17 protein-coding genes and 3 pseudogenes are annotated in these 21,092 nt (G+C 60.4%); all 20 read right to left on the reverse strand.

Annotation, left to right across the window (positions count from 1 at the left end; all coding sequences use genetic code 11):
- Positions 1-6: 6 nt before the first annotated feature.
- Positions 7-792 (reverse strand): cell division cycle protein 123 family protein, encoded by a 786-nt coding sequence (locus SJ05684_RS25765; RefSeq protein WP_034859788.1) that lies wholly within the window; start codon positions 790-792, stop codon positions 7-9.
- Between the two features lies 1 nt (position 793).
- Positions 794-1,324 carry an SMI1/KNR4 family protein gene (locus SJ05684_RS25770; RefSeq protein WP_034859791.1) on the reverse strand — a complete coding sequence of 177 codons (531 nt, stop codon included), beginning with the start codon at positions 1,322-1,324 and terminating at the stop codon, positions 794-796.
- Positions 1,325-1,334: 10 nt separating this feature from the next.
- Positions 1,335-2,102 (reverse strand): HNH endonuclease, encoded by a 768-nt coding sequence (locus tag SJ05684_RS25775; RefSeq protein WP_244426752.1) that lies wholly within the window; start codon positions 2,100-2,102, stop codon positions 1,335-1,337.
- A 148-nt stretch (positions 2,103-2,250) separates the two neighbouring features.
- Positions 2,251-2,730 carry a hypothetical protein gene (locus tag SJ05684_RS25780; protein WP_050980242.1) on the reverse strand — a complete coding sequence of 160 codons (480 nt, stop codon included), beginning with the start codon at positions 2,728-2,730 and terminating at the stop codon, positions 2,251-2,253.
- The gene (locus SJ05684_RS25785; protein ID WP_050980241.1) at positions 2,730-3,332 is read right to left on the reverse strand and encodes a DUF4123 domain-containing protein; all 603 of its coding nucleotides are present in this window, start codon (positions 3,330-3,332) and stop codon (positions 2,730-2,732) included. The genes SJ05684_RS25780 and SJ05684_RS25785 overlap by 1 nt, the downstream gene beginning before the upstream one ends.
- 8 nt (positions 3,333-3,340) lie before the next feature.
- Positions 3,341-4,982, reverse strand: a pseudogene (gene tssI / locus SJ05684_RS25790) (type VI secretion system tip protein TssI/VgrG); the annotation flags it as partial.
- 4 nt (positions 4,983-4,986) lie between these two features.
- On the reverse strand, positions 4,987-5,298 hold the full coding sequence (locus SJ05684_RS25795) for a PAAR domain-containing protein (protein WP_374193093.1): 312 nt from the start codon (positions 5,296-5,298) through the stop codon (positions 4,987-4,989).
- A gap of 226 nt (positions 5,299-5,524) precedes the next feature.
- On the reverse strand, positions 5,525-5,920 hold the full coding sequence (locus SJ05684_RS25800; protein WP_034859811.1) for a hypothetical protein: 396 nt from the start codon (positions 5,918-5,920) through the stop codon (positions 5,525-5,527).
- Positions 5,921-6,066: 146 nt separating this feature from the next.
- Positions 6,067-6,322 (reverse strand): annotated as a pseudogene (locus SJ05684_RS25805) (contractile injection system protein, VgrG/Pvc8 family); the annotation flags it as partial.
- Positions 6,323-6,370: 48 nt separating this feature from the next.
- Positions 6,371-7,486, reverse strand: coding sequence for a hypothetical protein (locus tag SJ05684_RS25810; protein WP_034859815.1), 1,116 nt, complete (start codon positions 7,484-7,486; stop codon positions 6,371-6,373).
- A complete protein-coding gene (locus tag SJ05684_RS25815) occupies positions 7,486-9,027 on the reverse strand; it encodes a DUF4150 domain-containing protein (RefSeq protein ID WP_095694386.1) in 1,542 nt (513 codons plus the stop codon). Before SJ05684_RS25815 ends, SJ05684_RS25810 begins: the two co-directional genes overlap by 1 nt.
- Entirely contained in the window at positions 9,024-10,139 is a 1,116-nt protein-coding gene (locus tag SJ05684_RS25820; RefSeq protein ID WP_034859917.1) for a DUF2169 family type VI secretion system accessory protein, read from the reverse strand. Before SJ05684_RS25820 ends, SJ05684_RS25815 begins: the two co-directional genes overlap by 4 nt.
- A gap of 12 nt (positions 10,140-10,151) precedes the next feature.
- Positions 10,152-11,800: pseudogene (gene tssI / locus SJ05684_RS25825) on the reverse strand (type VI secretion system tip protein TssI/VgrG); the annotation flags it as partial.
- Positions 11,793-12,914, reverse strand: a complete 1,122-nt coding sequence (locus SJ05684_RS30715; protein WP_244426754.1) for a hypothetical protein — start codon at positions 12,912-12,914, stop codon at positions 11,793-11,795. The pseudogene tssI (SJ05684_RS25825) and the gene SJ05684_RS30715, both read right to left, overlap by 8 nt.
- The gene (locus SJ05684_RS25835) at positions 12,914-14,398 is read right to left on the reverse strand and encodes a DUF4150 domain-containing protein (RefSeq protein WP_095694387.1); all 1,485 of its coding nucleotides are present in this window, start codon (positions 14,396-14,398) and stop codon (positions 12,914-12,916) included. The genes SJ05684_RS30715 and SJ05684_RS25835 overlap by 1 nt, the downstream gene beginning before the upstream one ends.
- Positions 14,395-15,477, reverse strand: a complete 1,083-nt coding sequence (locus SJ05684_RS25840) for a DUF2169 family type VI secretion system accessory protein (RefSeq protein WP_244938028.1) — start codon at positions 15,475-15,477, stop codon at positions 14,395-14,397. Before SJ05684_RS25840 ends, SJ05684_RS25835 begins: the two co-directional genes overlap by 4 nt.
- Before the next feature lie 44 nt (positions 15,478-15,521).
- Entirely contained in the window at positions 15,522-17,789 is a 2,268-nt protein-coding gene (gene tssI / locus SJ05684_RS25845) for a type VI secretion system tip protein TssI/VgrG (RefSeq protein WP_095694388.1), read from the reverse strand.
- Positions 17,790-17,814: 25 nt separating this feature from the next.
- On the reverse strand, positions 17,815-18,747 hold the full coding sequence (locus SJ05684_RS25850) for a hypothetical protein (protein ID WP_085939106.1): 933 nt from the start codon (positions 18,745-18,747) through the stop codon (positions 17,815-17,817).
- A gap of 10 nt (positions 18,748-18,757) precedes the next feature.
- The gene (locus SJ05684_RS25855; protein WP_193354428.1) at positions 18,758-19,168 is read right to left on the reverse strand and encodes a hypothetical protein; all 411 of its coding nucleotides are present in this window, start codon (positions 19,166-19,168) and stop codon (positions 18,758-18,760) included.
- Positions 19,169-19,663: 495 nt separating this feature from the next.
- Entirely contained in the window at positions 19,664-20,959 is a 1,296-nt protein-coding gene (locus SJ05684_RS25865) for an ABC transporter substrate-binding protein (RefSeq protein ID WP_034856199.1), read from the reverse strand.
- Positions 20,960-21,092: the final 133 nt, after the last annotated feature.

A 21,092-nucleotide genomic window follows, 5' to 3' on the forward strand; every position in this document is an offset into this window, starting at 1 on the left:
GGTGTTTCAGGATGCACGCGCAAAGGGCAATGGTGCCATTGACAGCACGCGCCCGTCGCGACGGCGAAAGCGCAAGCCGCGATCGAAGTCGCCGTCGTTCGTCCAGCGGAAGAGGCACGAATCCGAGCGCCAAATCAGGGGATTGATGTCGAGGAGAACCGCCCGCCATGCGCCACCTTCTTCTTCCACGAAAACGTCCACGATTGCGTCGTCCAGATGGGAGACCGCTAGAAATTCGTCGGCAAAGTCGAGTAGGGCGCCGGCAATCGGCTTCGCATTGGCTTCAATCTCGGGAAACGCGGCTGTGTGGAAATACTGCGATGCTCCGGTGAAGGCGCGCGCCTTCATGAACAGCCTGTATTCTGCCCATTTCGGAATTTTACGCCATGGTCGAATGAATAGCGCGACCTCGAAATCATTCTGGAGCGAGCTCGCTAACAGGCCGGCCACCCTTGGATTATCCTGGAGCGCATGAGTCGCGACTTGTCGGCTATTGAAAATGGGGGCGGTCTGGTACCGGCCTGGCTTTTTGAAGCTGCATCCTCCGAGACGGATATGTACTCCCGTGGGGAAAAATGCGATCTTTCTGTCCAGCTCGACTCCGAAATCTTCCGTGAGGTCCGGCATTTCATCGATTTCGAATATCTCGCGGAATCCCGCCGTCCGGCTGCCGATGGCGAGACGATCGTGCTCCGAGAGAGGAACATGTTCCGAAGGCAAGCCCAGTTCCAAAACCTCATCGGGCCATGCTTCCATGAAAGTTAAGCGCCATTTTTCATGTAAGCCGAGCATGTCAGATCTCTTCTGCCCGCTTTAGATTGTAGAAGAACTCGAACAAGGATGGGGCGACGAGGCCTAGCCCCCTTGCATTGTTTCCCGTTCCGAAAGGATCGGAAGCCTGTTCCCAGAGAAAGACCTGATTGTTCCCACGATCGCGACCGTCCACAAGCAAATGCGAGTGACCGCCATCCGCAGTACCAAAAAATATCATCGGCAACGTGAATTGATCCGGCCAGCTCGGTTTAACAATGAACATATCATGACTTTGGCGAATATCTTCTTGGGGCGAAACCAAAATTTGGACCTCGTGGACCGAACGCGTCCCGTCCTCAAATACGGCGAGGAATTTGGCGTATTTATCCGGTCTGCCGAAGCCATTCCATCCATAGCGCTTTAGAACCTCGGCTAGTTGACTAGGTATCACCAGGCCGGTCTCCGCCTCGAAAGCGGAAATGTCCTGATCGGACCAGAGCGAGTCCTCTTCAAACGACCAATCGCCAGTCGATTGCATCTTCGCAACCGCTTCATCCAAAGTGACTCTCATTCAGCTCTCCTTAGTAAGCAGGATCGTTCACGGCCGAGGCGCCACCCGAATGGGCGCCACCGCCATATCGAGTGCCGTGAATACGCCTATCCACGAGCTGCATGGTGGATGTATCCTCATTGTGATGCCAAGTGTAACCTCTTTCCATCTTCGTGGCATTCCAGCTGCCGTATTTCTCCGCCATGGCATCCCTCGCCTGTCCGAAATCGCCAGTGCCACCTGCGTGGTTGCCCTGCATATCCGGGATCCGGGTCTGGACAGGCTGGCCGTCCGGACCATTTTTCAAGAAAGGTGAGAAATCTGGCTTGCCATTTCGGTACTGGACGCCATCCTGTCCATAATCCTTTAAGGCCCTCTCGGCTTCTGAACCTGGTTCAGGCGTCCATTTGCTGTTACCCGGTTCACCCGACCACTTCCCCTCGCGAGGAATATTCTTGTACTTGCCACCGTTCTTGTATTCCTCGATCTTCTTCTGACGGCATGCTTTTGAGTTGCATTTCTTCAGGTCTTCCTGAAGCTTCCTATAGGCCTCGCCCCGTTTCGATGCCCAATATTTTGAAGCGGCCGCGGTCTTGCGCACGTGATCTTCGAGCGCCTGGACCTTACGTTGCGCAGCGGCGACCTGGCTCACCAGCTTTTCGGCGTAGCGAGCAAGTTTCGTGCCTTTGACGGCGGCTTTCGCGCCGTCGCCCCACCCCGGTATCAACCCGAAGAGGTCGAGACCGGCATCGGCCCAGTTTCCGCTCCATGCATTACCGATAGCACTCGCCACGTCCACGACGCCGCCCACGGTACGGACGACGCTGCCAGCCAGCCTGCTTCTTTCGCAATGGCAGTGTAGCGTTGGTTGAGCATGTCCACATCACGGCGGGCAAGCTCCAACTCCCGCGAATCGGGAACATTAACCAGATCGTCGAGGTGCTGCGTCATTGAGCATCGCCCTTCTTCCCTTCGATCTCCGCCAAATACTGCTCCTCGATATCGTCATAGGGAACGCCGAGCATGTTGTTCCTCATATATTGCGGGAACCAATAGTCGTTCTTGCTCCGCGCGATCGCCTGCCCCTCCTGAGCCATGGTCGGCTCGAGGTTGCAGCGCTCCATCCGCTGCTTCTCCGACTGATCGCGGTCTTCGAGTATGGTTCGATAGGGCTCGAACAAAAAGAAATCTGGCCCGATCCGCCACATCAGGACGACGAAGTGGATCTGGTAGACCGGGTCAGAAAAGCCGAAATGCTCGGCATAGCGCCGCCCCCAGCGCGTCATCTCGGCCGCCTGAGGGGATGCCGCCATATTCGCAAAGCTCGGCAGATGCCTAGGCATGATCTCCTTCGTAAAATAGTCCACGAAGTCATCATCCTCGCGCAGCATCGCATTCATCTGATGCGGGTCGAATTTGATGATCATCATCTTGTCCTTTCGAACCTGTACGCTGTGTCTGCCACATCATCTTCAGGCAATAGCAAAATGACCTCACGATGCAGCTTGCTGCCATCGGTGGTGAACTTCAAGAATTCGCCGGGCCTGACATCGTTCTCGCAGTAGAATGCATCCACGCCCTTGAAGAAAGCCGCACTCTGCTCGGGCGTGAAAACCGGAAGATACTGCCGCAGCGTCCTCGGATCGTAGAAACGGAAAAAGTGCACGGTACCTTCCTGGTCTTCGATCGTCGTGAACTTGCGCAGATGCCGGACGACGTCCGCCAGCCGATGCGCCGACCGCAGGAAGATCGACCAGCGCTTGCCGAAGCCATTGTCGATCAGCCAGTCCAGGACGCTTTCATCCCACGCGATCTCGACAACCCAGGCCGTGTCGTCGCCGAATTCCTCCAGCGCCTGGCCGCGATATAGGCAGGCCACATTGTCCGTCATCGCCTGAAGCGTGGGTGGGATGGTCATCGGACCACGCGATGCATCTACAATCGCGTAAAGACGCCCCCCCGACCGGATGACTGATGTCCCGCGGAGTTCCTCGATTACTCTCTGCTTTCCGTCACTCGTCAGCGCCAAAGTACCCCCTATTTCTTCGAGCAATCTTCCGCAAAAGGTTTGGTCGTGTTTTTGCCGCCGCTGCCGCGTTTGAAGTTCACGGAATTCGCCTTCACCTCGAACTTCTTGGCTTTGATGAACACGCCTTGCTTGTTGATTTCGATGATGCCGCCGGGGGCCGCGAGCACGATCTTGTCGCTTGCGATCATCGTGTGGTTTTCCGTCTGGCTCAGGATCGCTTTGCCAACAGTGATCTCGTAACGTTCACCCACTGTGGTTTTCTTAGTCTTTCCTGCCTTCTCCAGCGACGTCTGCCCGACATTCGTCACCTTGCTGACGCCGATCTGCTCGGCGCGTGCCACGCCGATCGTGTCCGATTTGAACGACCCCACGATCGTGTTCATGATTCCCGGCAGCGGAAACAGCCCGGAGGCCGCGTCGCCGACGCCGGTGCCGGAGCCGGCGAGCGCCGTGCCTGCATCGGCGCGCGGGCTCGCGTCGGCGACCACGCCCTCGCGGCTGCCGAGGCCGCCGGCGTCGAGGAAACCGAGGGCGGAGGAGGCGAGCGTGCCGGCGAAGGCGGCGAGCGCCGGGCCGCCGCCGCCGGCGATCTGGCCGGCTTGGGAGAGCAGTCCGGCGGTGTGGCCGGAGAGCCCCTGCACCGCGCCCATCAGCGCCATCGCCATCGGGCCCGTGCCGCCGACCACCGTGTTCATCGAGCCGCCGATCTCGTGCTTCTGGTTGCCGCCGACCTCGACGGCGCGGTTGGCGCCGATCGAGGCGATCTCGTGGCGGTCGATGCGCTTGGTGCGGTCGTTCAAGACCCGCGTCGTCTGGTCCTTCTGGGCGTGGAAGAACTGGTTCTCGCGGCCCGCCTCGTCCTCGAAGGTGATTTCGTTGAAACCCTGGCCCTTGTGCGTGTTCGAGCGCAGCACCATGCGCGTCTTGTTGGCCGGCAGGTCGTAGGGCACCGGATTGGCCGGGTTCGGCACCACGCCCGTCACCAGCGGCCGGTCCGGGTCGCCGTCGACAAAGGCGACCATCACCTCCATGCCGATGCGGGGGATGATCTGCGCGCCCCAGGTGCCGCCGCCCCAGCTTTGGGCGACCCGCACCCAGCAGGTGTCGGAGCCGTCCTTCTTCGCCTTACGGTCCCAGGGGAACCACAGCTTGATGCGGCCGTACTTGTCCGGGTGGATCTCCTCGCCCGGCGGGCCGGCGACGATCGCCACCTGGGTGCCTTCGATGCGCGGTCGCTTCGTCTGCCGGTGCGGCGTCAGCGGCACGCGCGCGGCCACCGCCTCGAAGCTGTTTGAATATTCCGGGTCGTTGGCGTTGGTCTCATAGGAGCGGTCGATGACCGTCTGGCGCATCGAGACGACAACGTGCTCCTCGTAGTCGTGTTCTGGATGGGCGACCTCGTAAGGGTGAAGCGGCGGCCGACCTCGATGACGCGCGAGGTGGAGTTGCCGAAGACGCGGTCGTGGTCGGCCTCGACGGCTTGCATCCTGAGCTTCTGCGCCCGCTCGGCCTCGGCGACGGTGGAGATGCGCGAAGGGTATTCGTAGAGCTCGCGCTTCATCGCCTCCGGCATCTGCACCAGCGCCGGCGCGTTGACCGGGCACATAGGAGAAGCGCCGCCCATTCGTTGATGTGGTTGCGGTCGGAGGATCTCCTATTCGAAGGTCAGCCAGGGGACTCCCTGGACAAGTCTCCCGCCATGTTCACAGGGATCACCGACTCTCGCGACCTTCTTGCCGTTAACTTTCGCAATGGACGAGCCGCCACAAATTGCAGCCGTCGTCGGGACGCCCGTGCACAGGCAGCGGTCGCCCACTGTCGCGAACGGTACGCCATTCACTCTGACGAAGCTCTGACCTGTCGATTGCACCGGACCGCCGATGTGCGGTTTCGGCCCAGTATCGCACATAGGACAAACATGCATGTGGCCTTTGAGCGATACTGGCGACGCCATATTAACCTCCATGGTCAACTTTGGGTAAGCCACGAGAAGGCGCGAAATCGATCCTCATCCAAGATAACTCTCGCAAACATGCCGATTGAACGGCCGGTAAATCGCTCGTCACTCGAATCGAGCAATTGTGGAACAGGCCGACGACCGGTTAGGCTAAATCCTTCGAATATGAGGCTGAGATTGAGAAATGCCGCCGTTGTGCCATGATAAAGACCAGGAGCCTTGTTAAGCTTTTCGGCTATTGCAAGCACGTCCTGCGCCGGAAGCAGGAACACCTCCTTTCCGTCCAGGTTGGCCGAGCTATGAGCAGTTGACAAAGTGATTTCCACCAGTCGATCTGCTCATAGCGCAGCACAAGACCGTGATCACCGCGGACTTCCGTTATGCTGGAGGCATCGGGACCGCTTTCCGCATAGAGTGCAAGGAGTGCTTGTTTTTCTTCATCGCTCAGATCGCTTCCGAACTGCGCCAACGTATCCTGTAGGGTCGAATCGGGAATCCGGTCAGACGCCTGCCGAGTGACCGCGCCATAGATGTCTTCAAGAGCATCGACCGCCGCCTTGGGATCACCAAATTTGAGTTGCCCCAACCCTGCTTGCGGCAGAATTTCCCAATATTCCTTTTCGCTCGCCATTTGGACTTTTCTCCCGTCAGTTTATGATTCCATGCTTCTTTAGGCGTGAGGCATATGCGGTGGCCTGAATGATTGCGCCATCATATTTCGAGGGATCCCCACTTGCCGAAGCTATGCGGCGTGCATCGGCCACATCGAGCAGAAATGTGGCTGCCCTTCTCGTGGCTGAACCAGAAGAACACCGTCCTCCTCGAAGCGGCGCGTGAGATAGTCGAGATCGGTCTCGTTCCATTGCACCGAATAATGCGGCGGCGGCGGGCGCGAGACGATACCGGAGACGTCCGAGGCGGGGATGCCGTGCTCGGAAAACAGCGTCTCGACGATGTCGACCGCCGTCTTGTCCATCCAGATGCGGCAGTCGGAGCGCCGCGACAGGAGCCACATCTGCGGCCGCAGCACCAGCGCCTACAGTTCGAATCGAGACCTTAAGGTCTCTCGCGCAGTGCCAGTCTATGGTCTCGCCGGCAGCCCTCCAAAGTTCCGTTCCAATAGTTCTGGTGGAATTTCGAACCATTGCCAGGTCTCGCCATCCCACCGACACACCCCGTGCTTTGCATCGAAATACATAAGGGTATCGTCAAACACTTGAATCTTGAGCGGTACAGGCACGTTTCGGTTTGTAAGAGGCGAGTTTAGTGTGGGCTTCACAACAGTAAGTTTATGTCCGTCGAAACGCCTAAGGCCGTCATCCGTTGCCAAGATTAGTGCATCATCAAACCACGCCGCAGAAAACAACGTCTCCACATCGCCGTGGAAACCCAATCTTTCGAAGCCCGTGTCGGGATGACCTCGCAAGATCAGCCCGGAAACGCCCGTAAGCCAGACCCGTTTTAAAGGATCGAGATAAAGACCACGGATGTCGGAATCGTCGGGAATCGAAACCTGAGACAGATCGCCACTCGAATACATGTAGAGGCGCTGTATTCGCTTGCGAGTCGTTCTTTGTGCGCGCTGTTGCTGCATCATACGCAGAAACTGCTCAGGGCTGACACTTTTCCACGCCGTGGGATCGAGTTGAGCCGCTGTTGGCGGAGAGTATGGACGCTGCACGCCTTCAATTAGAAGCCGTCCATCGCCGGTCGAAATCGCCTTTCCGAAATGCTCCGCCTCATAGCCGTCCGCCCTCGAGGAATCGGCCGACAGCCGTTCCCAAGCTGCTCCATTGTTCCTCCGGTAGATTTGGCGGCTGTTACCGATCACAAATTGAGTTGACCCTTCAAGAACAAGTGTATGAACGGCGCCAAGCCCTTCAGCGTCACTGCTGAGCACACCGGCCCCTGGTATCTTGGATCGTTCGGTTCGGCCTTCTAAGAGCGTGTAAACATCGCCTTCGTTACTGAGGGCAAGCGCAATCGGTTCTGCAGAATCTGTGACGGTCGCATAGCAGACGTCGACGATCTCACGTTTCACATCTACCCGACTCCATGGCTGTGGAAAGCGCCCATCATAGGAAATAATCGCCGTCATCGGATCGTCATATTCAAGTTCACCACAACATACCGTAAACCGGTCGGAGTCGAAGGCGACAGCAGCCTGGATGGTCGGCTTCCAACCACTCGCAGTCATCAATAGTGTCCTCGTCTTAGAACCGTCTCTGCTTCGCCGCTCGGCAACGGTCGTTCTCTGGTTCGGCCGGGCGCGGCGAACCCGGTCTTGGACGCAACTTGCTCTGTTGCTCGAAGCGATGCAAGCGCTTTACATTCTTCCGGCAAATCGGGAATATCCTCAATGACTTTGATGCTTTCAGCCAGGATGGCGCCCATAGGAGCCGTACCCGATACTGGGCTCGCAACCTCAGCGAACCTTTGACGCAGGATGCCGTGCAAGCCTTCGCTGTCGCTTCCATGCTGCCGCGTCAATAGGCATATCGCCATGCCCTGGTTGAAGGTTGGAGCATTGGGGATGCGATCCACGGTCGAATTGAAGTCAGCAGCCCTCGTCGGGCGGCGACCCAGACGGTAGCTCATGTCCGGAACTATGTGGTGAGCCTGGCCACGGCAGATTGGCTCGATATCCTCATATGGCCCGACAATGCATCGCCTTTGCGATCCTTCTTCATCGCTAACCCTGACAGTATCGGGCTGCGGGAAGGCCTCGGATCTGCCTTGTTCCTCCTGCTCGCGCTTGTGGCGCCTATAGGCCTCGATCTGCTCGTAATACCAACGTTGAACATCACGATTGTAAGCATGCTCGAACGGATGGAGAAGTGAACGGGCATGCTCGTTAAGCTCCCTTTCTACAGGATCAGCATCCCGAGGAAGATGAGGAATGAGAGGCGTATCCCCGGACAACATCAAAGGGAGCAGAAGGACCCCGTATTTGCCATATCTGAGTAGGTTGGGAAAAAAGCCGGACTCAGTCTGGAGCGTTGGTGCCGGGCGGGGTTTCCATGGCCCTTGAATGACGTTGTTGGGACCACCTACGCCAGTGCGGGGAGGTGGAGTTCTGGGCAAAGGATTGGCTACTATGCTCTGTGACGGAGCAGTACCTAGCGAGGGACTTCGTTGGGCAACCCCACCCACGTCCGCATATTGCTCACCCATAAGGAGAGGCTCCGGAGACGCATCGCTCATCACCTGGCTCTCTCCATGCCCGGACATCCACCGTAAAGAGCCCGGAACCGGATCGTCGTCCTTCGGCAGCTCGTAGGTCTTGGTGGTTCGGACAAATTGCGCCTCGCCCTGGGTATTGCGGCGATTCATCCAGAATCGATCGAGGTGGCGAATGACATGAGAGCCTTCCGCCCGCACTTGAGAGGCATGACTGATAGGCTCACAGATGTCCTCAACCGCACCCGACTTGATGCCCTTTTTCGTTCCCGGCGCGTCGCCATGGGCGTGCGTCGTGTTGGAGCGCAACACCATCGCCTTTTGGCCAGTAAAGCGAACCGAAGGGGTATAGTTTTCGTCGTGGCCGCAATAGTCGACGATTTGATAGGGGATCGGGACTACATCCTTGCCAACCGGGGTCAGGCAAACATCAGGTGCAAGGCAGATGGTTTTCGCAGCGTCGGTGTCCCGAAGTCCTTCAAGCGGCCGCTTCGTCGTCCAAGGGTTCGGGTATTGTGGCTCGCCAACATAGTTGTCGGCGGGAGGCGGAAAGCTCATTCGGCGGCCTCCCGCGCAACACTATCGTTGGCAAGCCGGATGCGTTTCAATGTGAGAACTGCTCGCTCGGCCTTGTTGAGTTGAAACCTCGTGCGCCAGGTGAGCATCACCGAATCCCGACCATCGCGAAAATCGAAGTGCACGCCATCGAGTACCAGCATGTGCCAGCCGGCGCTCTCTTCCTCGCCGCCTTCACACTGAGCGCCCAACCTGATGCCCGGCAGCCTGCCGCGCGCCGCATTGTGGTCCCGATGCAGGTTGACTAGCTCGTACTCCTCATCGCCCTGCAAATGCGGTATGGCGATCAGATCAGGATGGGCGCATTGCCAAAAACGCGGATTGAAATCCTCTGGCAGCAGCGGGTGGCGCTCTTGCAGCCATGTGTCATCATAGGTGCCGGCAAACTTCTGACGCTGGCGCCACCAGGGCGAGATGAGGCCAAACCCTTGTGGTGAAGAGTCGTGCTGTTCCCAGTCACGCACGGGACTGTCGGGGTCGTCAATCTGATGAGCGGCAAGCGCCGCTTCCGGGTCCCCGTGAGCGACGTCGAGCAGCCCCGGGCCGAGCGGATTTTCCCGATGCAGATCCGCCGGCGAGCCTTCCGCCTCCGTGCCCATGACTGGCCCGCCGAAAGCCTTCGCCCATGTCAGCTCCACTTGGTCCACGGGTTCCGGTTTGCTAAGTGCCCAGCCCGTCAGCAGCGGCTTCGGATCGCGCGAGAACAGGCCCGACCAAGTCAGTTTCGTTTGCGGGAGCCATTGTCGTGGGCCGGTCACTAGGACGCGCTTACGCAGCCGATCGCCGACACGGATTTCCGCTGGCCATTGCCGCGCCGCCTCACCGTTTGGAGCAAAGCTCGAGCCGAGGAACGTCACATCCGTGCCCGGCTTCTCCGGTACGAGGTCGCTTTGCCGCAAGAGCGCCGTCGAATGCGGATCGCCTTCGTAGACGTCCTCGTACTGGAACGGATCGGGTTCAGATGCCGGCACGAGCACGCCATGCTGCCTGTGCTCGAAGGTCGCTCTAACGGCAACGACACAATCCAGGCTGCCGTCCCGCGCAAACTGACGAAAGGCCAAGGCTTCCGCCGGCGTATGATTATCAAGCCGCAAGAGTCCCCCCGACTAGTTCATATCGATCGGCTTGCCGCGCATCTGGAAATGATCGGTGGCGACGAAGTTGAAGGTCTTGCCAAGGATGATCACCTCGCCATTCGCCTTCATGATGAACTTCGAGTCACCGCACTCGATGACAAACTCCTCGCCGACGGCGATCTTCTTGAACTTGCCGACGCTTTCCAGCGAGGTCTGCCCGACATTCGTCACCTTGCTGACGCCGATCTGCTCGGCGCGCGCCACGCCGATCGTGTCCGATTTGAACGACCCGACGATCGTGTTCATGATGCCCGGCAGCGGAAACAGCCCGGAGGCAGCATCGCCGACGCCGGTGCCGGAGCCGGCGAGCGCCGTGCCTGCATCGGCGCGCGGGCTCGCGTCGGCGACCACGCCCTCGCGGCTGCCGAGGCCGCCGGCGTCGAGGAAACCGAGGGCGGAGGAGGCGAGCGTGCCGGCGAAGGCGGCGAGCGCCGGGCCGCCGCCGCCGGCGATCTGGCCGGCTTGGGAGAGCAGTCCGGCGGTGTGGCCGGAGAGCCCCTGCACCGCGCCCATCAGCGCCATCGCCATCGGGCCCGTGCCGCCGACCACCGTGTTCATCGAGCCGCCGATCTCGTGCTTCTGGTTGCCGCCGACCTCGACGGCGCGGTTGGCGCCGATCGAGGCGATCTCGTGGCGGTCGATGCGCTTGGTGCGGTCGTTCAAGACCCGCGTCGTCTGGTCCTTCTGGGCGTGGAAGAACTGGTTCTCGCGGCCCGCCTCGTCCTCGAAGGTGATTTCGTTGAAACCCTGGCCCTTGTGCGTGTTCGAGCGCAGCACCATGCGCGTCTTGTTGGCCGGCAGGTCATAGGGCACCGGGTTGGCCGGGTTCGGCACGACGCCGACCACCAGCGGCCGGTCCGGATCGCCGTCGATGAAAGCGACCATCACCTCCATGCCGATGCGGGGGATCACCTGCGCGCCCCAGCTGCCGCCGCCCCAGCTCTGTGCGACCCGCACCCAGCAGGTATCCGACCCGTCCTTCTTCGCCTTGCGGTCCCAGGGGAACCACAGCTTGATGCGCCCGTATTTGTCCGGGTGGATCTCCTCGCCCGGCGGGCCGGCGACGATGGCGACCTGGGTGCCCTCGATGCGCGGCCGCTTCGTTTGCCGGTGCGGCGTCATCGGCACGCGTGACGGCACCGCCTCGAAACTGTTGACATATTCCGGGTCGTTGGAATTGGTCTCGTAGGAGCGATCGACGACCGTCTGGCGCATCGCAACGATCACATGCTCCTCGTAGGCGTGTTCGGGATGGGCGACCTCGTAAGGGGTGAAACGGCGGCCGACCTCGATGACGCGGGAGGTGGAGTTGCCGAAGACGCGGTCGTGGTCGGCCTCGACGGCCTGCATTCTGAGCTTCTGCGCCCGCTCGGCCTCGGCGACGGTGGCGATGCGCGAGGAGTATTCGTAGAGCTTGCGCTTCATCGCTTCCGGCATCTGCACCAGCGACGGTGTCGCGTTGCCCGGCACCATGCGCGGCGTCTCGAAATTCCAGTCGGCGCCGGCGCGCTGGCCGGGCACATAGGAGAAGCGCCGCGCCCATTCGTTGATGTGGTTGCGGTCGGACGATCCCTGCGCCAGCCGCACGCAACTTCGCCTTGCGCTCGAGGGCTATTTCCCCAGACCATCGAATTTCTTCTGAAGAAGCTCTGGCGGAATTGCTATTTCCTCCCAGTTTTCTCCATCAAAACGATGTACGCCATGCTTGTAATCAAAGTAAAACATTACATCGCCGAGAGATTGTACTTTCTTCGGATTAGGGACATTGCGATTTGTAAATGGATCCAGCTTTGGTTTCAGTGGCGAGAGTGAGTGTCCATCAAAGGAATGGAGGCCATAGTCAGAAGCGACAATCATCCTATTCCCCAGCTTGGTGATGGAAATTAGGTTGAGGTTGCGGTCCCCATGGAAGGAAATGTCTTTAAAACCGTCCTTCGCGTTTCCCAGTAGAATTGAACCGCCGGTCCCAACAGCCCAAACGCGTTCAGGCGTTTCTATAAATAGATCGTTCAAAGGAGGCGCGTCACCCCGATCCACGCGTACCCACAAATCTCCATCTTTATACAGCAGCATGCCAGCTGGCATGCTGGTGAAACCCTGTTGCTCTGCTAGCCGCTCTGCTTCTTTGCTTAGTTCCTCAAAGCGTTGGAAATCACCTGCTGCTGCAGCTTGTAGCTGTGCCTTTTCAATATCTTCCGACACAGCCGACGTCTGGGGGGCAATGGCTCCGGCAGCATAAACTTCCGTTTCACCTTTTACTGACGCTATCGATCCATGCCGCTCAGCCGATTGGTCGCTGATTGGCAGGCGCTGCCACCCGAGGTCTGGATTCCGCCGGTAAATCTGACCTCCGAGGCCGAAGGCGTACAAGTATCCGTCTGCGATTGTAATTCCACGGATCGCGCCTGAGCCATCAGCATCAGCGCTGTACACGCCGGCGCCGGAGATCTTCTCGGTTAATATGCCTTCGTCTCGGATAAAGAATACGTCCCCTTCGTCGCTGATCGCGATGTAGGGCCGGTCATTTGGTGAGCCATCCGGCTCCGCAGTCAAATCGGCGATGTTGCGTCGCACTTCGACTCGGCTCCACGGTTGCGGAAAGCTCCCGTCATATTCCAGAATGATCGAGAATTGATTGTCCACATCTAATTCGTGAATAGCAATGCAGAAGCGGTCACGAGAGACAACATGGGCAGCACGGAGGAGTTGGAATTCACCGAAACGTGTGGACATCAATAACGACCTCGTCTGAGAACCTCGGTTGCAGCCGGATTTGGCAGCGACACCGTGGTGCGGCCTGGTTGCGCTGCCAAAGGCATCATCTGTAGGCGGGCGGCAGCTTTAGCTCGCTCCTTGCACTCTTTTGACAGCCCAATGACGGAGTCAATAGATGCGGTGGAAGCGTTCAAGATTCTGATCATTGGCGCCGTACCCGCTGGGGTTTGCATGGCTCCCAATGCGGCAAGCGTTGAATTGAGCGAGCTATGCAGACCGCTATGCATGCTCTGCGACAAGCAAACTGTCATACCCCGGCCCAACGAGGGAGCATTCGGGATACGCTTCTGACCTGCCGCACCTTCTTCACGGGTCCCGTACCGGAGCGCCATGTCCGGCACGATGTGATGAGCCTGCCCCGGGCAAATTGGAGCTATCTCACTGTAGGGCCCGACGAGGCAGGGGAACTCGTTCTCGCGATCGATCCGCACCGTATCCGGCTGTGGAACCGCTTCCGGTCTTGGTCGTTCGTGTTGGGGGCGCGAACGGTGCTCATTGATTTGCTCCATCGCCCAGTCGCGCATCGCCCAACTGTCGGCGCCGTGCTTCAAGCCCTCATGAAAAGTTCGCACCACTTCTTCTTCGAAGCCGTCCTGTGGCACGACGTCGCTGAGATTAGCCCCGTTACTTGGAACAAAGATGCCTTCGATTAGGATACCGATCGCGGTAAACCGTCGTGCCCAAACTCCATAACGAGCCCATTGACCCGCGTTCGGGCGAGAATCAAGATGCGGCGGCGTTCTGTTGTTGTACCATTGTGGCGCTCGCTCGAGACTTGGCCGAATAACTGTGCCCGGTCCTTTAGGTTGGGGTACCGGCACCGCCGATCCACCTCCCGGGGTAGGTAGCTGATGAGCTGGCAATGCCTGTGCGTATTGCGCTCCCATGATCAATTCCTCGGGAGAGGCATCGCTCATCACCCTACCAAACTCGCTGGAGCGCAGTGAGCCCGGGACCGGATCGTCGTCCTTCGGCGGCCCGTAGGTCTTGGTGGCTCGGACAAATTGTGCCTCCCCCTGGGTATTGCGGCGGTTCATCCAGAATCGATCGAGGTGGCGGATGACGTGGGAACCTTCCGCCCGCACTTGAGAGGCATGACTGATAGGCTCACAGATGTCCTCAACCGCACCCGACTTGATGCCCTTTTTCGTTCCCGGCGCGTCGCCATGGGCGTGCGTCGTGTTGGAGCGCAACACCATCGCCTTTTGGCCAGTAAAGCGAACCGAAGGGGTATAGTTTTCGTCGTGGCCGCAATAGTCGACGATTTGATAGGGGATCGGGACTACATCCTTGCCAACCGGGGTCAGGCAAACATCAGGTGCAAGGCAGATGATTTTCGCAGCGTCGGTGTCCCGAAGTCCTTCAAGCGGCCGCTTCGTCGTCCAAGGGTTCGGGTATTGTGGCTCGCCAACATAGTTGTCGGCGGGAGGCGGAAAGCTCATTCGGCGGCCTCCCGCGCAACACTATCGTTGGCAAGCCGGATGCGTTTCAATGTGAGAACTGCTCGCTCGGCCTTGTTGAGTTGAAACCTCGTGCGCCAGGTGAGCATCACCGAATCCCGACCATCGCGAAAATCGAAGTGCACGCCATCGAGTACCAGCATGTGCCAGCCGGCGCTCTCTTCCTCGCCGCCTTCACACTGAGCGCCCAACCTGATGCCCGGCAGCCTGCCGCGCGCCGCATTGTGGTCCCGATGCAGGTTGACTAGCTCGTACTCCTCATCGCCCTGCAAATGCGGTATGGCGATCAGATCAGGATGGGCGCATTGCCAAAAACGCGGATTGAAATCCTCTGGCAGCAGCGGGTGGCGCTCTTGCAGCCATGTGTCATCATAGGTGCCGGCAAACTTCTGACGCTGGCGCCACCAGGGCGAGATGAGGCCAAACCCTTGTGGTGAAGAGTCGTGCTGTTCCCAGTCACGCACGGGACTGTCGGGGTCGTCAATCTGATGAGCGGCAAGCGCCGCTTCCGGGTCCCCGTGAGCGACGTCGAGCAGCCCCGGGCCGAGCGGATTTTCCCGATGCAGATCCGCCGGCGAGCCTTCCGCCTCCGTGCCCATGACTGGCCCGCCGAAAGCCTTCGCCCATGTCAGCTCCACTTGGTCCACGGGTTCCGGTTTGCTAAGTGCCCAGCCCGTCAGCAGCGGCTTCGGATCGCGCGAGAACAGGCCCGACCAAGTCAGTTTCGTTTGCGGGAGCCATTGTCGTGGGCCGGTCACTAGGACGCGCTTACGCAGCCGATCGCCGACACGGATTTCCGCTGGCCATTGCCGCGCCGCCTCACCGTTTGGAGCAAAGCTCGAGCCGAGGAACGTCACATCCGTGCCCGGCTTCTCCGGTACGAGGTCGCTTTGCCGCAAGAGCGCCGTCGAATGCGGATCGCCTTCGTAGACGTCCTCGTACTGGAACGGATCGGGTTCAGATGCCGGCACGAGCACGCCATGCTGCCTGTGCTCGAAGGTCGCTCTAACGGCAACGACACAATCCAGGCTGCCGTCCCGCGCAAACTGACGAAAGGCCAAGGCTTCCGCCGGCGTATGATTATCAAGCCGCAAGAGTCCCCCGACTAGTTCATATCGATCGGCTTGCCGCGCATCTGGAAATGATCGGTGGCGACGAAGTTGAAGGTCTTGCCAAGGATGATCACCTCGCCATTCGCCTTCATGATGAACTTCGAGTCACCGCACTCGATGACAAACTCCTCGCCGACGGCGATCTTCTTGAACTTGCCGACGCTTTCCAGCGAGGTCTGCCCGACATTCGTCACCTTGCTGACGCCGATCTGCTCGGCGCGCGCCACGCCGATCGTGTCCGATTTGAACGACCCGACGATCGTGTTCATGATGCCCGGCAGCGGAAACAGCCCGGAGGCAGCATCGCCGACGCCGGTGCCGGAGCCGGCGAGCGCCGTGCCTGCATCGGCGCGCGGGCTCGCGTCGGCGACCACGCCCTCGCGGCTGCCGAGGCCGCCGGCGTCGAGGAAACCGAGGGCGGAGGAGGCGAGCGTGCCGGCGAAGGCGGCGAGCGCCGGGCCGCCGCCGCCGGCGATCTGGCCGGCTTGGGAGAGCAGTCCGGCGGTGTGGCCGGAGAGCCCCTGCACCGCGCCCATCAGCGCCATCGCCATCGGGCCCGTGCCGCCGACCACCGTGTTCATCGAGCCGCCGATCTCGTGCTTCTGGTTGCCGCCGACTTCGACGGCGCGGTTGGCGCCGATCGAGGCGATCTCGTGGCGGTCGATGCGCTTGGTGCGGTCGTTCAAGACCCGCGTCGTCTGGTCCTTCTGGGCGTGGAAGAACTGGTTCTCGCGGCCCGCCTCGTCCTCGAAGGTGATTTCGTTGAAACCCTGGCCCTTGTGCGTGTTCGAGCGCAGCACCATGCGCGTCTTGTTGGCCGGCAGGTCGTAGGGCACCGGATTGGCCGGGTTCGGCACCACGCCCGTCACCAGCGGCCGGTCCGGGTCGCCGTCGACAAAGGCGACCATCACCTCCATGCCGATGCGGGGGATGATCTGCGCGCCCCAGGTGCCGCCGCCCCAGCTTTGGGCGACCCGCACCCAGCAGGTGTCGGAGCCGTCCTTCTTCGCCTTACGGTCCCAGGGGAACCACAGCTTGATGCGGCCGTATTTGTCCGGGTGGATCTCCTCGCCCGGCGGGCCGGCGACGATCGCCACTTGCGTGCCTTCGATGCGCGGCCGCTTCGTCTGCCGGTGCGGCGTCAGCGGCACGCGCGCGGGTACCGCCTCGAAGCTGTTTGAATATTCCGGGTCGTTGGAATTGGTCTCGTAGGAGCGGTCAACCACCGTCTGGCGCATCGAGACGACAACGTGCTCCTCGTAGTCGTGTTCTGGATGGGCGACCTCGTAAGGGGTGAAGCGGCGGCCGACCTCGATGACGCGCGAGGTGGAGTTGCCGAAGACGCGGTCGTGGTCGGCCTCGACGGCTTGCATCCTGAGCTTCTGCGCCCGTTCGGCTTCGGCGACGGTCGAGATGCGCGAGGGGTATTCGTAGAGCTCGCGCTTCATCGCCTCCGGCATCTGCACCAGCGACGGCGTCGCGTTGCCCGGCACCATGCGCGGCGTCTCGAAGTTCCAGTCGGCGCCGGCGCGCTGGCCGGGCACATAGGAGAAGCGCCGCGCCCATTCGTTGATGTGGTTGCGGTCGGAGGATCCTTGCGCCAGCCGCACCCGCCCCTCGCCTTGCGCCGAAGCGGAGGGCCTTGCCCAGGAGATGGCGCTGTCGACGACATGGAGGCGATGGCTGCCCTTCTCGTGGCTGAACCAGAAGAACAGCCCGTCCTCCTCGAAGCGGCGCGTGAGATAGTCGAGGTCGGTCTCGTTCCATTGCACCGAATAATGCTGCGGCGGCGGGCGCGAGACGATGCCGGAGACGTCCGGGGCGGGGATGCCGTGCTCGGAAAACAGCGTCTCGACGATGTCGACCGCCGTCTTGTCCATCCAGATGCGGCAGTCGGAGCGCCGCGACAGGAGCCACATCTGCGGCCGCAGCACCAGCGAATAGGAGCGCAGGCCGCGGCTGACCGGCGGGCCCTCGTTGAGCTCGGTGACGAGACCGTTGAACGGACGGCGCACGCCGCCGTCGCCTTCCTCCCCCTGCTGTACCTCGATCGAGACGTCGACGAGCCGGCCGATCAACTCCTCGGGCTTCACCGCCTCGCGCTTGGCGCGCACCGCGAGGCGGATCTCGAAGAGCTTCGACACCGCCTCTTCGATCTCGACCCGCTCGGGAAGCAGCTGGTCCTCACCGAGCGGCGACGAGACCTTCAGGATGCGGCTCGCCTGAATGAAATCGGATGCAAAGGATTGAAGATCGTCCATAGCTCAAGTGCTCTCGTGGAAGTGGTCAGTCACTGCTGGGCCGCGGATGAGTTTTCAGATAATTCGCCAGGGCTGAGAAATACGCCTGCAGCATCATTGCATTCGCCTGATTCATTTCCCGTGCATAACTGTCGACAAGCGCCCGGCGTTTGGCTTTTCCGCCGGCACTGCGATAGAACTTCAGCAGAACTGACAGATCTTCCGTGGACAATGTCGCCAGGACAAAACTAAGCCGCGCCGTTTCGTCCAGGCGCGCCGCGTCCTTGGGCATGGGCTTTTGGTTTTCATTTCTGGCACGCAGCGCAGAAATTACTGTTGGCGCTTCCGCGCTCAGCCTGTCTTTGGAAGCGGAAACAAGGTCCGCCGTGCCGGAATCGGAAAACGCCCCCATGGCGACATACATCAGTTGCGAGGTGATGGCGGTTTCGACGGCGAGATCCGGCGCCGCCATCAGTTGCGTGAGCTCCTGGATAGACGCGCCGCTCTTAGCGTCGGAAAGGCGGGCTTCGATGTCTTTTGCAGCCATCTGGTCCTGCGCCTGATAAATCTGAGCGACCTTCGTGCGGCCCTCTTCAATTGCAGCAGCTGCATGGGCGAGAGCCTCCCCGTCGACAGTCTGGCCATCGATCTCTTCGACGGCCTTTGCTACCTCGGCCGCCATCGCGTCTGCATCGAAGGAAGCGTCGACGCTAAGCCTAAGTATCGCTGCGGCCTCGGAGACGCCGGAGATCCCCGCTGCGGTGGCGGCGTCCTCGACAGTCGCTACGGCGGAAGGCACGCTGGAAAGGCGCGACGCCACCTGCTCGATCCGAAGAAGGGAACCGTCGATCGAATTGGAGGCATCCGCCACCACGGGTGCGCAGCCGACCAACACGCACACCAGCGCGGTCAGGGCAGCGGGCCAGCCTTTGCTTCGCTCCGGTCGATGTGACTTCGAGAGATAATCCATCAACACCATCAGAACCGCCCTAGATCATCCGCACGTCGGTGAGTTGCTTGGGGCGGGCATCGGCAGCAAGACGGTTGATGATCTGCTCGGCTTTCACCAATTGCGCACCACCCGTCGGGTCGACCAAGAGCCTCTCGGCAAAGTTCTGCTCGGGATAGAACGTAGTCCCGGTCAAAGTACGGCTCAGCGTATCGATGCGATCTCTTACGGCAGATCCGATATTGGCATATTCGACACGCTGGCCGGTTTCAAAGGGCTGGAACATCTTGCCCGTATACCGGGGCGTGACTTCTTTCGGATAATCCGACGCTGAGGGCATTTGCGGAATGGGCTTCCTGCTATATTCAACGTCTCTGCCGCCGCCCTCCATGCTCCCGCGGCTGGAAGGGGCGTAGGTCACAAGCCGATCGGAATCCAGCACCGCGCTCATATAGAAGAGCAGAGACGCTCAGCCCCCGGTCATTCGGTAGATAGGACAAGGGTGCCGAAGAGGCGACGCCCGCCGGCGCCTTGGCGAGATCCACGACCTGGATCCGCTCGTTCGTGCCGGCAATCTTCGCGTTGTAGATGTCGCTTGCGCTCGGCCCGTCGGCAGGGCGCGCACAGGCGCTCAACACCAGGCAAAGGGCAACCGGCAGCAACTCCCGCATAGCATATCCTCTTGATCGATTCGCGCTTTGCGAGAGATACCAGCCATGCGGCCCATGGCAATACGCCCGGTTGCAAAATCTTGAAATGTGACAACTTTACGGCACAGACATGTGGCACACCCGCAACCGAAATCCGAGTCGGGCTGAGGGCCTGCGTCGAATCACGTACAACCGGCAGTTTCCACCGAATTGATCTATGCCAAATGCCGGCATCCGAATCAGATCCGGGCGTGCGGTGCAAGAGGAGCGCGCTCCTGGGGGCGCGCTCCTTGCGTTCAACCGGCGCGAACAGTCGCCTTTCCTTCGTTGACCAGACGCTCCGCCGCCTCCCCGACGGAGATCCGCTCGAAGGCAAGTTCGTCCGCGATCGGACGCAGCACGCGCTGGTCGAACTCGGTCGCGCCGAGCGGCGCAGGCGCGGGATAGCTGCCCACCTGGTCCTTGAGCAGGTTGACGTATTTCACCGTTTCGGCTTCGGTCGGGTTCAGCGATGGGAGGATGGCCTCACGCACTTTCGGAGACAGCGGCACGCCGCGCTCGACCCCGAGGATCTTGCCTGCCTCGACGTCGTTGACGAAGAAGTTGATGAATTTCGCGGCCTCTTCTCCATGCTTGGTCGTCGCGCCGACACTCCAGATCAGCGCCGGGCGATAATAGTGACCGGACGGCCCGCCCTTTTCGGCGCGCGGCAGCATCGCGATGCCGATCTTGTTCTTCATGATCTGCTGATAACCGATCATCTGGTTCGAGTAGGCCATGCCGATCGCCGAATAGCCGAGCGCCAGGCAATTGGTGTCGATCGTATTCTGGTCGAGGGTCTGGATATCGGGTCCGACCGTACCGCCGCGCTTGCGCAGATCCTCCCAATAGGCAAACCACTCCTTCGCCTCCTCGACGCCGAAGCCAAGACCGCTTTCGGTATAGAGGCTGCTGCCGCGCTGGCGAAGCCAGGCATCAAAAACGTAATTGTAACGGGCGCCGTAGGGGCCGCCCCAGAAATTCCTCTTGCCGCCGGCCTTGGTCATCTCGACCGCGATATCCGCATAGTCCGCCCAGGTGGTATCGACGCCCGGAGGGGTAATCCCTGCTTTCGCGAAGGCGTCGGCGTCGTAGAAAAGAGCGAAGGAGTTCAGGCCAAGGCCGACCCCCCAGAGCTTGCCGTCCACCGTCGTCAGCTTCAGCACATCCTCGCCGAAGGCGTCGACCTCGAGCCCCGACGAAACGAACGGATCGAGAGGGAGGCAGGCGCCGCGCTTGGAATAGTCCGAGATCGTGCTGGGCTCGAGCTGGAAGACATCCGCGATCGAGCGCCCGGCCATCTGCGTCGCGAGTTTCGTCCAATAGCCGTCGCCGCTGATGCTTTCGCCGACGATCGAAACGTTCGGATTCTTTTCCTGGAAGAGCTTGGCGACGTTCAAGGTGCGCTTGGCGCGGTCGTTCGATCCCCACCACATCGCGCGCAATTGCACCTCTTCTGCCGCATGGGCAATCCGGGAACCGGAGATGCCGAGCGCTGCGCCGCCCGCTGCTGCGGCCGAGCCAAGCATGAATGTGCGTCGATTGATGCGCATGCCTTTGTTCTCCTCTTCATTGACTGCCGCGCGCGCTCCTCCCGCGGGCAGATACAAACTGCGCAAAGAGAATATGCAAAAATTCTGTTTGTGCAAGTTTTTGCTTTTTTCTTGCAAATTTGCATGATTTGCA

Origin of the sequence: Sinorhizobium sojae CCBAU 05684 (assembly GCF_002288525.1) — a bacterium.
Classification (GTDB): domain Bacteria; phylum Pseudomonadota; class Alphaproteobacteria; order Rhizobiales; family Rhizobiaceae; genus Sinorhizobium; species Sinorhizobium sojae.

Bases quoted from the DNA above. Each gene is read 5' to 3' on its own strand.
- SJ05684_RS25765 (WP_034859788.1), bottom strand. From the start codon at position 792: ATGCTCGGCTTACATGAAAAATGGCGCTTAACTTTCATGGAAGCATGG.
- SJ05684_RS25770 (WP_034859791.1), bottom strand. From the start codon at position 1,324: ATGAGAGTCACTTTGGATGAAGCGGTTGCGAAGATGCAATCGACTGGC.
- SJ05684_RS25780 (WP_050980242.1), bottom strand. From the start codon at position 2,730: ATGATCATCAAATTCGACCCGCATCAGATGAATGCGATGCTGCGCGAG.
- SJ05684_RS25795 (WP_374193093.1), bottom strand. From the start codon at position 5,298: ATGGAGGTTAATATGGCGTCGCCAGTATCGCTCAAAGGCCACATGCAT.
- SJ05684_RS25800 (WP_034859811.1), bottom strand. From the start codon at position 5,920: ATGGCGAGCGAAAAGGAATATTGGGAAATTCTGCCGCAAGCAGGGTTG.
- SJ05684_RS25810 (WP_034859815.1), bottom strand. From the start codon at position 7,486: ATGACTGCGAGTGGTTGGAAGCCGACCATCCAGGCTGCTGTCGCCTTC.
- SJ05684_RS25815 (WP_095694386.1), bottom strand. From the start codon at position 9,027: ATGAGCTTTCCGCCTCCCGCCGACAACTATGTTGGCGAGCCACAATAC.
- SJ05684_RS30715 (WP_244426754.1), bottom strand. From the start codon at position 12,914: ATGTCCACACGTTTCGGTGAATTCCAACTCCTCCGTGCTGCCCATGTT.
- SJ05684_RS25835 (WP_095694387.1), bottom strand. From the start codon at position 14,398: ATGAGCTTTCCGCCTCCCGCCGACAACTATGTTGGCGAGCCACAATAC.
- tssI (WP_095694388.1), bottom strand. From the start codon at position 17,789: ATGGACGATCTTCAATCCTTTGCATCCGATTTCATTCAGGCGAGCCGC.
- SJ05684_RS25850 (WP_085939106.1), bottom strand. From the start codon at position 18,747: ATGGTGTTGATGGATTATCTCTCGAAGTCACATCGACCGGAGCGAAGC.
- SJ05684_RS25855 (WP_193354428.1), bottom strand. From the start codon at position 19,168: ATGAGCGCGGTGCTGGATTCCGATCGGCTTGTGACCTACGCCCCTTCC.
- SJ05684_RS25865 (WP_034856199.1), bottom strand. From the start codon at position 20,959: ATGCGCATCAATCGACGCACATTCATGCTTGGCTCGGCCGCAGCAGCG.